The following is an 11,743-nucleotide window of genomic DNA, read 5'->3' on the forward strand; positions in this document are numbered from 1 at the left end:
TGTGATCAGAGCGCGAGTTGCTGCTGTCCGGGGTGGACAGACGGCGACGTCTTTCGGGTTCTGCGGCCGGCGGGCGGCGCGGCAGGCGGCGGGCCGGTGCACACGTGGTCGACGACGTGCGGGTGCGGGCAGTCCGCGGGGTGGCTGCTCGGGTGCGCGCTCCGCAGGTTCTGCGGCGACCACTCCCCCCGCTGGTACAGGCACCATGCGAGCCGGTTCGGAGTGGTGCGCTGCCGCGCCTCGGCGAGGGTGAGCCCGTCGGCGTCCGCGGTCACGTCGAGGGCGCCGACGATCTGCCGATATACGGGGCGCCCGCAGCGGCAGCGCGTTCGGCGCGCGCCACCGCTGCTCTTGGGCTGCCTGGTCACCCGTACTGCTCGACTCGGCCGTGACCCTGCTTCGCGGCGCGCTGCTGCGCCTCGTGCGCCTCGAACTCGCCCTCGGTCGGGTGCTCGGCGAGCAGCAGCTCGACCGCGGCGTCGACGTCGTGCGAGCCGGGTCCGAGCTCGTCGAGAGTGCCGTTCATCTTGCGCTGCCGGTACATGGCGCGCATGACCTCGCGCAGCTGCCTGATCTGGTCGCCCTCGGTGGCGACCTCGGCGAGTTTGATCCGTAGCTTCACCTGCGGCGACTTGTCCTCGCCCGACGCGTGCCCGGTGTACTGCGTGCTCGCGAACTCGACGACCGCGACGATCCGGGCGCCGGGCGCCTCGAACAATCCGCGGCGCAGGATCGCGGGAATCGCACCTTCCAGCGATGCGGCTGCGCTGTCGAGCTTGACCTCGACCTCTGCGTCTTCTTCCAACCTGGGCATGGGTGATCACTTCCTTCGCTTGTTGAGGGACTGCTGCAGCGCCGCGTACTGCCGAGCAGCAACTGCACGGATCACGGGGTTCGAACACTGGTCGCGGCGGTGCCGGCCGTACCGGATCACGAGCGCCTCGACGTCAACGTCGCCGCTCGCCGCCTCGCTGAACTTCCCGCACGGGCAGTCGGCATCGGCCACGGCGAGCGCCCGGTTACCGTCCTTCCGGACCCGCAGACCGAATCCGGGGTGACGACCGCCGATCGTCGGCGTGACCGCGGCACTCATGCCGGTACCGCCTCGTCGAGTGCGTCGCCGAAGAGCGCCGGCTGCCTCGACAGCGGCCGGTTCGACCACACGACTTCGATGCCTGCCGATCCGGTGCTGCCGCGCCGGTTCGTCGTCGGCCGCTGCACGGCGACCTCGACCTGTTCCCAATCGCCGTACAACTCGTCGTACAGCGGCGACGGGTAGCCCGAGAGCAGCACCGCGGCGCGGGACGTGTGCAGGACCTCGGCGAGCTCGCGGTGATCCGACTCGGTGTTCGTGTCGTGCGCGTAGTCGCCCCGCTTGTGCGCCTTCAACCCTGATCGGGTCGAGTCCAGATACGGCGGGTCGCAGTACAGAACGACGTCGGGAGCGCTGTACAGCCGCACGATCTCGGCGGCCGGCCGGTTCTCGATCACAACCTTCCGCAGCCGGCTCGCCGCGGCGTACAGCCGGTCGACGAGGTCGGCGACGGTCGTCGCCTGCGACGAGCCGCGGCGCATCCCGTTCGACCACGAGGCGCGCTTACTCGCTGCGGCGCCGGCCGCGTTGTACGACTGCGTTGTGCGCACGAAGAACCGGCGGGCGCGTTCGATCTCGTCGATATCGGGCGAGGCCTCGAGGTCGGCCGCCCGATACTCCTCGCGGCTGTACGGCGTCAACGACAGCGCCCGCACGAGGTCCTGCTCGCGGTCGCGCAGCACGCGGAAGAACGTGGTCACGTTGCCGTCGAGGTCGTTGAGTACCTCGTGCGCCGCCGGCCTCGGTCGAGCGAAGAGCACCGCGGCCGAGCCGGCGAACGGCTCGACGTACACGCGGTGTTCGCGCGGCATGAGCCCGACGATCCACGGGGCGAGTCGCCCCTTCGCGCCGTAGTAGGGGAACGGTGGCTTCATGCTGCTGCCCCCATCACGTACCGCTGCGCGTACGTGTCCGGCCAATCCGCCTTGCTCAGGCACTCGCGCTGCGCCTCGGGCATGGTGAACAGCGGTAGCCCGAGCCAGTCGAACCCGGCGGCGCGCAGCCACCATGCGTCGACCTGATCGGCGCCCTCGTCGTCCTCGAACGTCGCGCCATCTGCGAGGAATGCGGCCGCGGTCATGTCTCGTTTCGAGGCGCCGCCGTTGTCGGTGGCGAACTTCTTCAACGTCGCCGGCGACACGTACGCCCATGGCACGCCGGCGTCGACGAGCAGCGCCTGCACGACGCCGTGCAGTGCGGCGACTGGCTTGAGTGACCGCGGGTGCATCTTGGTCGGCAGATCTTCGATCATGGCGAGGTGCGGCCGCTGCTCGGCGACCTCGACCGTCAGCACGTCGCGAATGATCGTGAGTCGGCGCGGCCCGTCCTTCTGCCGGGTCCGGATCCGGAACGTCGAGCCGTCGGTACGGCAGACGCCGGTCGAGGTGATCGACAGATCGAACCCGATCACCTGCAGCTCGGTCGGGGCGGCGGTGCGGTCGTCGACCGGCACGTCGTCGGCCGCGATCAGTCCGGGGATGATGTCGGTCATGCCGCACCGCCCGACAGCGGACTGATCGGCCCGTACAGGGTGCGCAGCAGACTGAGCGGCTGCTGCTCGCCGTCGTCCTCGGCCCGCAGGATCGGCTCGCCGAACTGCCCGGTCGCGCCGTCCCACTGCCACGCGCGCTCGAACCAGTCGGCCCACCTGAGCGACAGATCGAACGCGTCGCCGCGCGGGTCGCGCCACACGCCCCGCTCGCGGTCGAGGCGGCCGCCGTGCGGGTCGGCGTGCTCGTACTCGATCGGCTCGTCGTCGGCCGGCCGGTCGTGCTGCTCGGGCGGCGGGGTGCAGGGGAACGGGCCGTGTCGCGCGTCGAGTCGGTCGGCGATACCGCGCAGCAGATCGGCGGCGAGGTGATCGCACACGCCCTTGGTTCTGACGTTGTACGAGCCGTCGCGCTCGACCGCGACCACGATCGCGGCGTCGCCGTTGTTGGCGCCGTCGAACCCGATGATGTACCGGTCGGTCATGCGAGTGCCCCCTCGGCGGCAGTCGGTTCGACCCACGGGCGCAGCGGCCACGCGCCGTCGACGACGGCGTTCGGGTCGGTCTTCTGGAAGTGCTTTTGCAGCCCGGCCGCCTGCTCGGCAGCCCACTCGATTTGCTGCTCGTGCAGCTCGGCGACCGTGAGGTCGCGGAACGGCATGAACGACACGCGGCGCTCGGCCCGCACGTGGTCGGGCCAGTCCGCCCGCCGCATGTGCGCGAGCAGCGCGATCCGGTACGCGATGGATGCGGCGGCGATCGCGTCGAACGAGCAGCCGTGCGCTTTCTCCTCGTCCCACGGCACGCCGTAGAACTGCGCGAGGGTGATGAGCTGCCGCGCCCCTTGCTTCTCGCTCACGCGCTTGCGGAACGGCACGGCCCGCTGATCGAGCACACGCGTGTCGATCACGTACAGCGGCCGCCCGTCGAGCAGATCGAGCAGCGTCGGCAGCCCATACCGGCGGCACTCGCGGTCGAGCAGCGTGAGGTCGAACGGGACGTTATGCCCGACGATCGCCGCCCCGCCGAGGGTGACCTGCGCGGCGAGTTCGGCCGCGACTTCCCGCACGACCTGCTCGGCCGGGGCGCCGTGTTCGCGAGCGTGCTCGGTGCTGATCTTGTGGACGTCGTACGCCTCGGCCGGGATCTCGACACCGGGGTCGGCGAGCCACTCACCGGCCTCGGGCTCGATGCCGCCGCCGCGGGCGTGTACGGCGGCGGTCACGATCCGGTCGTTCTCGACGTCGACGCCGGTCGTCTCAAGGTCGAACGCGGCCCATCGGCCGAGGTGCCATGTCATCGCGCGGCACCCTTCGAGCCGGGCGTCGCTGCCTCGGGCCACGCGGCCTCGGGGTGCGCGGCCGGCGGTTCCTCGCCGCCGTCCTCGTCGTCCTCGCCGCCCTCGTCGACGAACTCGCCGTCGACGACGCCCTCGTCGTCCGCCTCGGCGTCGCCGTCCTGGTCGCCGAGCTCGCCCGTACGCGGGTCGACGCCGGCCGCGATGTCTTCGGCGATCTTCTTGAGGTCGTCGCGCAGCACGAGGTCGTCGGCGTGCCCCTCGGCCCGCGCCCGTTGCCAGACCTGCAACACCTGCTCGGCGGTACGGCAGTTGACCGCCTCGGCGCGGTAGTCGACCGCCTCGGCGGGCGCCGCCTCGATCGCAGCACGGTTGAGGCTCGCCGGGTCGAGGGCGGCCGCGGTCGAGATCGGGCCCGACAGCGCGTGCCGAAGTTTCGGCAGCGACGGCACGACGACGATCACCTGAAACTGCTTCGTCTTACCCGCGCGCACCGCCTTGCGCTGCTCGATCCACATGCGGACGGGCAACATGCCCTTACCGCCGGTCGCCTGCAGCACCGTGTCGAGCCCGCCGGCGAGCGCGTCGGCCGCGTAATACGACTTCGTCTCCAGCCGCCACACGCCGAGGTCGGGCAGGTCGGGCAGGAACACGCCGACGCGTGACGTCGGCCGGCACACCTCTTCGGGCTTGCGCTCATGCCACTCGTCGCCGTACTGCGCGAGGCAGATGCACGGACGGCCCGAGAGCTTCTCGGTGACGCCGTCGCAGCGCCGCTCACACCCGCCCGCGGTCCACTTCTCGTTGGCCTGGTCGAGCGGGTCGCCGGCGGGCAGGATCGCCCGCAGCTCGGTCGCCTCCGTGACCACCCGCCATTGCGCGACGGGCTGCCCCTGCGGCGTCCACTGCTCGACCCGGCCGCCGTACAGCTCGGCCGCGGCCGCGATGTACTCGCGCGAGTGCGAGGTGAGAATGAACGTCTTGGACTTGACCGGGATCGGCCGCCCGTTCGGCTTCGGGTTCGGCCGGCTGTAACCGGTGCGGATACGGCCGAGCTCGGCCGCCTGCCGCTTCATGGTCATAATGCGCGATCCCATGGGTCACGCTGCCTTTCGGTCGGCGCCCGGCGCCCACGGCGGTACAACCGTCGGGTACGCCGAGGGCGCGTCGTTGAGGTACTGACGGGTGCGCATCGCGCCGAGGAAGCCTCGGAACTCCGCCCGGCCGGACGGCACTTCGATGAACCGGTGCGACCGCGGCCGCAGGTTCAGCAGCGCCGTACGGTGCACCCGCGGCGCGGGCTCGCTCGTGTCGTCAGGCAGCAGCCACTCGGGCGCGTGCCGCAGTGCCGCGAGCTGCAGCGGCTGCTCGTCGTACACCGTGTCGTCCGGTTTCACCGTGCCGTCGGGTTTCGGCCCGCTCGTCTTGTAGTCGACGAGCCACAACTGCCGCCGCCGGTACCGGCCGGTCGGAAGCCATATCCACAGATCGCCCGTGCCGGCGTAACCCGCCTTGCGGTGCATCACGGTCGTCTCGATCGCGAGCACGTCGCGGTCGAACTGCACGCGCCACAGCCGGAACCATGCGGCGAGCTGCACGGCGTACGCCTCGACCTCGGGGTCGTACGGGTGCGGGGTGTTCAGCACGAGCGACACGGCCCGCACATGCACGCGCGTCCCGAGATCCATCGCCCGCTCGCTGTACTCCCGTGAGGCGGCGACGAGTTCCTTCCGCAGCTCGGTCGGCTCGGTACGCGCCCGCCGGGCAGTCGCGATCGGGTCGGCGATGACGGCGTCGGCTGCCATCCCGGCCGCCCACGGCACGAGCGCCGGTTTCGCGATGCTGCCGAGCGCGTTCGTCACGCTGATCAGGTCCGGCCCCCCGGCGGGGTCGGTGTAGTACCGACCCCGCTCGGTCGACTTAGCCCACTTCGGGTCGGTCATGCCGCCGCCCCCGACCGAGCGGCGTGCCCCTCGGCAGCGCCGCGGAAGAACGCGGCGATGCGGCCGCGATGCCGGGCGCGGATGAACGATGCCTCGGGCAGCGCCGACGGGCGCGGGCACCTGCAGGGCAGCACGGTCGGGAACTCGCACGGGCGCGGGTGCCGGTGAGTGGACTCGCCCTGTTGCGGCGATCCGCCGCGGGTGTCCTGCTCACCCCCCTCGACGGTTACCTGCCAGACAGAGCCACCGGTGTAACCGGTCGGCCGGTCGTCGTCGGCGTGCGTCCAGAACTGCCGGTCGACGTCGCCGTCCTCGGTACGCCAGTCCCAGCACTGACCGTGCGCGTCTACCTTGGCGACGTCGTCACAAGCGTCTCGGGCAGCCTCGCGGGTCAGGTGCAGGGTGAGCGGGGCGCCGTCGTAGTCGGCGACCCACAGCGGCGGGATCGCGGCGCGCTCGGCGTCGTACTTCGCGAGCAGCGTCTCGACGAGCCCGTTCGGGTCGCGGCTGTCGGCGTAGTAGACGCGCAACGCGTGCTCGATCACGGTCCGGGCGCTCACTGCTGCTCACCCGCCTCGGTGTCCGCGTTGAGCAGCTCGACGAGGTACTCGGCGAGGACAGTCGAGTACGTGTCGAACTGCGTGTCGGGGCAGCAGTCCCACACGCCGTCGACGACACGCTCGATCCCGTTCCCGAAGTTGGCCCACAGGTGCAAGTCGTCGTCGCCCTCGGCGGTGCAGACCAGGGCGACCCCGGTCGGCGACTCGCTGTCGGTGATGATGACCCGCCACATCGGGCGGCGCTCGCCGGCCTCGACCTCGAACATGCCGGCGGCCGCCTCGCGTGCCTTCACGAGCGTCTCGTTCCGTGCAGCCCGGATCCATGCGGCGTACATGCGGTCGCGGCAGGCGACACAGACGACCGGGGCGTCGCGCCCCTCGCCGAGGCGCACGAACTTGACGTCGGGCGCCCCGAGTTCGGTCGGGCACGTCGCGCACTGCTCGGGGACGATCCACCGTTCGATCGGGCGCAGGTACCACACCTGCGCCTGTACGCCGTCGACGACGAACCGCGCCTTCACGATCCGGCCGTCGTCCTCGACGGGCAGCTTCGACGCCGCGGCGATCCGCTCGATCAGGTGATACCGGCGACTCTCGCCGAGGTCGTCGGCGCCCCGCAGCGACGCCGACAACAGCCACGCGCCGTCGTCCTCGGCGATCTCCCAATGGTCGACCGGCGGCAGCCACGCGGGCGGCGCGGTCAGCAGCTCGGCGAGCGCCGCCGCGGCGGCCGCGGACGACTCGCGCAGCGCGTCGGCGGCGTCGCGGTGCTCTTCCGAGCAGTACGCGACCGGCCGCCCGTCGCAGTAATCGCGGTCGACACGCCCGTACATGTCGTGCGGGGCGCTCTTGCTATACCACCCCGTGAACTGCGTCTCGCGGCAGTACCCGCACTCGCTGATGTAGTTGGTCACGCGGACTCACCCGCCCCGCGGTCGTCGTTGAGCAGCGCGACGAGGTACTCGGCGAGCAGCCGGTCGCCGACCTCGACGACCGGACCGGGGCAGCACGAGTACACGCTCGCGTCGACCCGCTCGTGTTCGGAGTCGGGGCAGACGGGCGCGATGCACTGCGGCTCGGTCCGGCCGGTGTCGTCGTCGGCGGCGAGCCGCCACTCGGGCAGCCCGTCGAGGTCGTACTCGCGCAGCACGTCGGCGGCCGCGCGGCGGGCGTTGGGAAGCGAGATCATGCGGCCGCACTCCCTTCGCCGCGCACAATCGAGTCGACGGCGACGGCGTGCACCGCGGCCTGCGCCTGCAGGGCGGCGATCGCGGGCGTCGCGAGCTGCTCGATCCGGCCGGCGAGCCTGAGCGTCTGCAGCCCGTAGACCGGCAGCTTCGTGCGCACCTCGCTCACGAGGTCCTCGACGAGTTGCTCGAACGGCAGGTCGGCGGGGCGCTCGATCACGTGCGGGTCGCGCGGCTGCAGCTCGTGCAGGGCGTCGAAGCGGTCGGCGTACTTGTCGGTGAGCAGCGCCTCGACGACGTCGTGCACGACGCCCTGCACGAACGCCTCGACGTCGAGGGTTACGCCGGTCGGCAGCGGCTCGACGGTGATGCGGTACGGCCCGTCGACGGGCGTGTTCGGCTTGGTCATCGGGACCCCCCGGAAGAAGCGAGTACGAGCGCCGCGGCGATGAGCAGCAGCACGACAGCGACGAGTGCGTTCTCGATCACGGGCGGACCGCCGTCCGGCGGCCGAGGTCGGCGAGCTGCTCGCCGTACAGGGCGGGCACGCCGATGCCGACGAGGCGGGCGCGGACGCCGCCGACCGTGCAGCGGACGGTCATCGACACCCCGGTCGAGTCGGCTCGGGCGTCGCCGACGCCGAGCGCATGCATCCACTGCCGCCAGTCAGCGAGCGATCGCGGATGAACGACGAACTTGACCTCGCCGCCGGCGGCCGACACGTCGGGCTTGCCCGGCATGCCGTCGGCCTGCGCCCGCGCGCTGTCGGCGACGCTCTTCGCCCTGCGGCACTGGTCGAGGGCGGCGACGGCGGCCGGGCTCGGCGCGGGCCGGTTTTTGCCGGGCACCGAGAACGGGTCGGTCGACGGGGCGAGCAGTCCCAACTCGTCGAGCGCCTGCGCCGCTTCGAGGGCGGGGTCGCCCGAGGTGCCGTGCACGACGGCGGCCGCGATCGTGCGGGCTGCCCGTTCGATCTTCGGGTTCGTCATGCCGACACCGCCCCGCGGAACTCGGCGGGCACGAACTCGTCGTGCACGAGCGGGACGTGCACGCGGATCGCCACCTTCGAGCCGTCGCCGCGGGCGGGCGTCTCGGTGCGCAGCGACCACAGCGACGCCCCGTCGATCTGCGGCGCACGGTTCACGTCGCCGCCGAGGGCGAACACCCACGCGGCGAACTGCTCGCCGTCGACGACGACCACGTGCACGGCGTCGTCGCGGACGATCGGCGGCCGCGCCGTCGGCAGGTTGAGGTACGAGACCGTCGACTCGACGGCGACGAGCTGCTGCTCGGCGGTCATCGGCCGGGGCTTACGGTGCAGCGGGATAGGCTGGACGCTCACGGCGTCGCCTCGCTTTCTTCCTAGCTGGATTGAGTGGGGCGTGCGCCCCGGGGTCGTTCCGCTCCTTGGCCGTTGCGGGACGGCCCCTCTGTTCTGTGCGGGGAGCTACGCGGCGAGCGGCTGCTCGGCCGCCTCGGCGTCGCGGCGTCGGATGATCTCGGCCTCGATCGCCTCGACCGAGCCGAGCCGGTGACCGGGGTAGTACGCCGCTTCGGCCGCCTCGCGAGGGGTGCGTGCGGCGCGCTCGGCGACGGCGTCAACGAGGGCGGCGGCGGCCGCCTGTACGGCCCGCGTGCGGACCAGCGACGGAGTCTCGGCGGTGCTCATGCGGCGGCAGCCTTCACGCGTCGGGCCGGTCGCTGAGCGGGAACTCGCTTCGGGGTGACCGTGCCGAACGTGAACGCGTCCTCGAACGCGACGTCGTACGCGTTGCAGATCGCGGCGATCGCGGTCGAGCTCGCCGGCCCGCCGTTGCGCATCCGGTGCAGGGTCGCGACGCCGAGCCCGGTCGTTGCCGACAGCTGCTCGTACGTGATGTCGCCGCGGGTCTTGGCCAGTTCGAGGAAGTCGTCGACCTTGAGCACGATGGTGTGCATCGGCTTCCTTCCAGTAGTGGAAGTTCCTTTGATGGAAGGAAGGTAGCACGGTCCTTCCGATGGTGGAAGTTCCGATGCTGGAAGTTCTCAACATCCGGTTTCCGATTGCGGAAAACGCACAGATGTTCGAGTATGGGAGCGACGTGCGGCGATGGCGGAAGGTTGTACGCCGAACGCCTTGACCTGCGCTTCCGCTAGTGGAATGTCGGCATAACGACCTTCCAGTAGCGGTAGCCTGCGCGCATGCGGAGACGAGATGACGAGATCGAGAGCACGGGGGAGCGGCCAGAGTGGCTTGTCTGGCTAGTTGGCGTCCTGACTGACAAGGGGTACGACCTGTCGTCGGAGCGCAGCGGCGGCCGCGCACAGCTCGCGCGGGATACCGGACTATCGGCGTCAATCATCGCGCGCCTAATGTCTGGTCAATCTGTCTCGTACGAGACGCTGCTCGCGCTCGGGCGCAGCACTGGCATTCCCGTCGTAGAGCTGCTCATTCGAACAGGCAAGGCAACGAAAACCGACTTTGCTCTTCCAGAGGAGGAATTCGGTCAGTTCGGGGTACAGTCCGGAAAGCGCTTGACACCGGAAGAGGTAGCTGTGGCTGCAGGTGTCCCTGAAGAAGATCAAGCGTGGTTTGCGACCATGGTTCGACGCCTTAAGCGTGACGGTATCGACAAGGGCGACAGCGCTGCGGGGGGTGCTGCCGCAGAGGGGTGAACGATGCGGGACCAGCGGAGAGTGACAGTTCTGGCCAAGGCTTTCGCAGTTGTGGGGATTGTGTGCGCCCTTCACGGAACAGTCACAGATCGAGCAGCGACCTACCGAATCGGAATGATCACCTTGGTCGTCTCGGCGGCCGCGTCCCTGCACCTCAACTCTCGACACAACACCCAAGTGATCATGGCGCAGCAAGCGCACGTCGCGCGCCTGACCGTCCAAGAACGGCAGGCGTACGCAGAAATGGGATATAAAGCTGCCCGGCTCGACGCATTGAGCACCGAAATTCCTGAGAGGGCGGGCGATGCGGAAATAGTCATTCTTCCGCACGCCCGCCATGCTCACCAGATGCGCCGAGACGGCAGCGCGTAAATCTGGGGGTTTCATGGCAACCGGAAGCGGGACACTTCTCGTCCCTCCGGCCCGTTCGATCGTAAAAGCGTCCGAGCTCATTCCCGTAATCGGGTACGCCCGCGTTTCCACGTGGCGCGAGGAAATGATCAGCATCGACATTCAAAAGGGTGTCGTCGAGGACGCTGCAGCCCGCCGAAACCGATACGTCGCCGAATGGATCATCGACGAGGACGCGACCGGCCGGAACTTCAAACGCAAAGTCATGCGAGCGATCGAGATCGTCGAGGATCACGAGCGCCCCGAGCGCGAGCTGTGGTCATGGAAGTTCAGCCGGTTCGGCCGCAACCGGCACGGCGTCGCGATCAATCTCGCCCGGATCGAGAACGTCGGCGGCGAACTCGTCAGCGCAACCGAGGACGTCGACGCAAAGACAGCCGTCGGCCGCTTCACCCGCGGCATGCTGCTCGAAGTCGCGGCGTTCGAGTCGGACCGAGCGGGCGAGCAGTGGAAGGAAACCCACGACCTACGCCGCCGCCTCGGCCTACCTGCAACCGGCCGCCGCCGCTACGGGTACCGCTGGTTCCCGCGCCGCATTCCCGACGGGCTCGGCGGGTGGCGCGTGCAGGAAGAGCGGTACGAGGTGCTGCCCGACGAGGCTGAACTCGCCGTCGAGGCGTTCCAGGTCTACAACAAGGGGAAAACCGGGTTCGGTTCGATCGCTTCACGCTGGAACGACCTCGGGTTCTTCACCACTCGCGGCACCCCATGGCAGGACCAGAGCGTCAAGATTTACATGAACAGCGGATTCGCCGCCGGCCTCTTGTACGTGCATAACCCGGAAGCGTCGTGCGGCGATTCAGCCAACTGCAAAAGGACCGACCACTTCACCTACCTCGCCGCCGAACACGAGTCCCTCGTCACGGGTGATGAGTGGGACAACTTCCTAGACGTGCGCACCACTAGGGCCGGAACGCCGCGACGTGCACTCGCGCCCGTATACCCCCTTGCCGGACTCGTGCGCTGCGGACTGTGCGACAGTGCGGCCGCGATCCATCAGACCGCGAAAGCACGAGGCAAGGCGTACCGCTGCGCGGCTCGAAATCGACGCAAGGTGAAGCACGACGCTCTATGGGTGCGCCGAGTCGTCGTCGAAGATGCTGTGTTG

General features: G+C 69.9%; 20 protein-coding genes. 3 read left to right on the forward strand and 17 right to left on the reverse strand.

Annotated features, from left to right (window positions below; all coding sequences use genetic code 11):
- Positions 1–5 precede the first annotated feature (5 nt).
- The 17 genes from OG219_RS42955 to OG219_RS43035 all read right to left on the reverse strand — a co-directional run bounded on the left by OG219_RS42955 (position 6) and on the right by OG219_RS43035 (position 9,507).
- A complete protein-coding gene (locus tag OG219_RS42955) occupies positions 6–368 on the reverse strand; it encodes a hypothetical protein (protein WP_266835930.1) in 363 nt (120 codons plus the stop codon).
- The gene (locus OG219_RS42960; RefSeq protein WP_266835931.1) at positions 365–814 is read right to left on the reverse strand and encodes a hypothetical protein; all 450 of its coding nucleotides are present in this window, start codon (positions 812–814) and stop codon (positions 365–367) included. The genes OG219_RS42955 and OG219_RS42960 overlap by 4 nt, the downstream gene beginning before the upstream one ends.
- A gap of 6 nt (positions 815–820) precedes the next feature.
- Positions 821–1,093, reverse strand: coding sequence for a hypothetical protein (locus OG219_RS42965; RefSeq protein ID WP_266835932.1), 273 nt, complete (start codon positions 1,091–1,093; stop codon positions 821–823).
- A complete protein-coding gene (locus OG219_RS42970; RefSeq protein ID WP_266835933.1) occupies positions 1,090–1,968 on the reverse strand; it encodes a DNA adenine methylase in 879 nt (292 codons plus the stop codon). Before OG219_RS42970 ends, OG219_RS42965 begins: the two co-directional genes overlap by 4 nt.
- Positions 1,965–2,585, reverse strand: coding sequence for a hypothetical protein (locus tag OG219_RS42975; RefSeq protein WP_266835934.1), 621 nt, complete (start codon positions 2,583–2,585; stop codon positions 1,965–1,967). Before OG219_RS42975 ends, OG219_RS42970 begins: the two co-directional genes overlap by 4 nt.
- Entirely contained in the window at positions 2,582–3,067 is a 486-nt protein-coding gene (locus OG219_RS42980) for a phiSA1p31-related protein (RefSeq protein ID WP_266835935.1), read from the reverse strand. Before OG219_RS42980 ends, OG219_RS42975 begins: the two co-directional genes overlap by 4 nt.
- On the reverse strand, positions 3,064–3,882 hold the full coding sequence (locus tag OG219_RS42985; protein WP_266835936.1) for an exonuclease domain-containing protein: 819 nt from the start codon (positions 3,880–3,882) through the stop codon (positions 3,064–3,066). Before OG219_RS42985 ends, OG219_RS42980 begins: the two co-directional genes overlap by 4 nt.
- On the reverse strand, positions 3,879–4,976 hold the full coding sequence (locus OG219_RS42990; RefSeq protein ID WP_266835937.1) for a hypothetical protein: 1,098 nt from the start codon (positions 4,974–4,976) through the stop codon (positions 3,879–3,881). Before OG219_RS42990 ends, OG219_RS42985 begins: the two co-directional genes overlap by 4 nt.
- Positions 4,977–4,979: 3 nt before the next feature.
- Complete coding sequence (locus OG219_RS42995) at positions 4,980–5,822, reverse strand: hypothetical protein (RefSeq protein WP_266835938.1); 843 nt, start codon at positions 5,820–5,822, stop codon at positions 4,980–4,982.
- The gene (locus OG219_RS43000; protein ID WP_266835939.1) at positions 5,819–6,382 is read right to left on the reverse strand and encodes a hypothetical protein; all 564 of its coding nucleotides are present in this window, start codon (positions 6,380–6,382) and stop codon (positions 5,819–5,821) included. The genes OG219_RS42995 and OG219_RS43000 overlap by 4 nt, the downstream gene beginning before the upstream one ends.
- Positions 6,379–7,296 carry a hypothetical protein gene (locus OG219_RS43005; protein ID WP_266835940.1) on the reverse strand — a complete coding sequence of 306 codons (918 nt, stop codon included), beginning with the start codon at positions 7,294–7,296 and terminating at the stop codon, positions 6,379–6,381. Before OG219_RS43005 ends, OG219_RS43000 begins: the two co-directional genes overlap by 4 nt.
- On the reverse strand, positions 7,293–7,571 hold the full coding sequence (locus tag OG219_RS43010; protein ID WP_266835941.1) for a hypothetical protein: 279 nt from the start codon (positions 7,569–7,571) through the stop codon (positions 7,293–7,295). The genes OG219_RS43005 and OG219_RS43010 overlap by 4 nt, the downstream gene beginning before the upstream one ends.
- The gene (locus OG219_RS43015; RefSeq protein WP_266835942.1) at positions 7,568–7,978 is read right to left on the reverse strand and encodes a hypothetical protein; all 411 of its coding nucleotides are present in this window, start codon (positions 7,976–7,978) and stop codon (positions 7,568–7,570) included. The genes OG219_RS43010 and OG219_RS43015 overlap by 4 nt, the downstream gene beginning before the upstream one ends.
- Positions 7,979–8,054: 76 nt before the next feature.
- The gene (locus OG219_RS43020; protein WP_266835943.1) at positions 8,055–8,558 is read right to left on the reverse strand and encodes a hypothetical protein; all 504 of its coding nucleotides are present in this window, start codon (positions 8,556–8,558) and stop codon (positions 8,055–8,057) included.
- Positions 8,555–8,911: a hypothetical protein gene (locus OG219_RS43025; RefSeq protein WP_266835944.1), complete on the reverse strand. Its 357-nt coding sequence runs from the start codon at positions 8,909–8,911 to the stop codon at positions 8,555–8,557. The genes OG219_RS43020 and OG219_RS43025 overlap by 4 nt, the downstream gene beginning before the upstream one ends.
- A gap of 105 nt (positions 8,912–9,016) precedes the next feature.
- Positions 9,017–9,238 (reverse strand): hypothetical protein, encoded by a 222-nt coding sequence (locus OG219_RS43030; RefSeq protein ID WP_266835945.1) that lies wholly within the window; start codon positions 9,236–9,238, stop codon positions 9,017–9,019.
- A complete protein-coding gene (locus tag OG219_RS43035) occupies positions 9,235–9,507 on the reverse strand; it encodes a helix-turn-helix transcriptional regulator (protein WP_266835946.1) in 273 nt (90 codons plus the stop codon). Before OG219_RS43035 ends, OG219_RS43030 begins: the two co-directional genes overlap by 4 nt.
- A 243-nt stretch (positions 9,508–9,750) precedes the next feature.
- Here OG219_RS43035 and OG219_RS43040 point away from each other — a divergent pair, with 243 nt between their 5' ends.
- The 3 genes from OG219_RS43040 to OG219_RS43050 all read left to right on the forward strand — a co-directional run.
- On the forward strand, positions 9,751–10,224 hold the full coding sequence (locus tag OG219_RS43040) for a helix-turn-helix domain-containing protein (RefSeq protein ID WP_266835947.1): 474 nt from the start codon (positions 9,751–9,753) through the stop codon (positions 10,222–10,224).
- Between the two features lie 114 nt (positions 10,225–10,338).
- On the forward strand, positions 10,339–10,596 hold the full coding sequence (locus OG219_RS43045) for a hypothetical protein (RefSeq protein WP_266835948.1): 258 nt from the start codon (positions 10,339–10,341) through the stop codon (positions 10,594–10,596).
- A 13-nt stretch (positions 10,597–10,609) separates the two neighbouring features.
- The coding region (locus tag OG219_RS43050; RefSeq protein WP_266835949.1) for a recombinase family protein at positions 10,610–11,743 on the forward strand (1,134 nt) is incomplete at its 3' end.

It is taken from the genome of Streptomyces sp. NBC_00038, from assembly GCF_026343635.1.
Lineage (GTDB): Bacteria > Actinomycetota > Actinomycetes > Streptomycetales > Streptomycetaceae > Streptomyces.

Bases quoted from the DNA above. Each gene is read 5' to 3' on its own strand.
- OG219_RS42960 (WP_266835931.1), bottom strand. From the start codon at position 814: ATGCCCAGGTTGGAAGAAGACGCAGAGGTCGAGGTCAAGCTCGACAGC.
- OG219_RS42985 (WP_266835936.1), bottom strand. From the start codon at position 3,882: ATGACATGGCACCTCGGCCGATGGGCCGCGTTCGACCTTGAGACGACC.
- OG219_RS42990 (WP_266835937.1), bottom strand. From the start codon at position 4,976: ATGGGATCGCGCATTATGACCATGAAGCGGCAGGCGGCCGAGCTCGGC.
- OG219_RS42995 (WP_266835938.1), bottom strand. From the start codon at position 5,822: ATGACCGACCCGAAGTGGGCTAAGTCGACCGAGCGGGGTCGGTACTAC.
- OG219_RS42970 (WP_266835933.1), bottom strand. From the start codon at position 1,968: ATGAAGCCACCGTTCCCCTACTACGGCGCGAAGGGGCGACTCGCCCCG.
- OG219_RS43030 (WP_266835945.1), bottom strand. From the start codon at position 9,238: ATGAGCACCGCCGAGACTCCGTCGCTGGTCCGCACGCGGGCCGTACAG.
- OG219_RS43040 (WP_266835947.1), top strand. From the start codon at position 9,751: ATGCGGAGACGAGATGACGAGATCGAGAGCACGGGGGAGCGGCCAGAG.
- OG219_RS42980 (WP_266835935.1), bottom strand. From the start codon at position 3,067: ATGACCGACCGGTACATCATCGGGTTCGACGGCGCCAACAACGGCGAC.
- OG219_RS43015 (WP_266835942.1), bottom strand. From the start codon at position 7,978: ATGACCAAGCCGAACACGCCCGTCGACGGGCCGTACCGCATCACCGTC.
- OG219_RS43020 (WP_266835943.1), bottom strand. From the start codon at position 8,558: ATGACGAACCCGAAGATCGAACGGGCAGCCCGCACGATCGCGGCCGCC.
- OG219_RS43035 (WP_266835946.1), bottom strand. From the start codon at position 9,507: ATGCACACCATCGTGCTCAAGGTCGACGACTTCCTCGAACTGGCCAAG.
- OG219_RS43045 (WP_266835948.1), top strand. From the start codon at position 10,339: ATGATCACCTTGGTCGTCTCGGCGGCCGCGTCCCTGCACCTCAACTCT.
- OG219_RS43010 (WP_266835941.1), bottom strand. From the start codon at position 7,571: ATGATCTCGCTTCCCAACGCCCGCCGCGCGGCCGCCGACGTGCTGCGC.
- OG219_RS42965 (WP_266835932.1), bottom strand. From the start codon at position 1,093: ATGAGTGCCGCGGTCACGCCGACGATCGGCGGTCGTCACCCCGGATTC.
- OG219_RS42975 (WP_266835934.1), bottom strand. From the start codon at position 2,585: ATGACCGACATCATCCCCGGACTGATCGCGGCCGACGACGTGCCGGTC.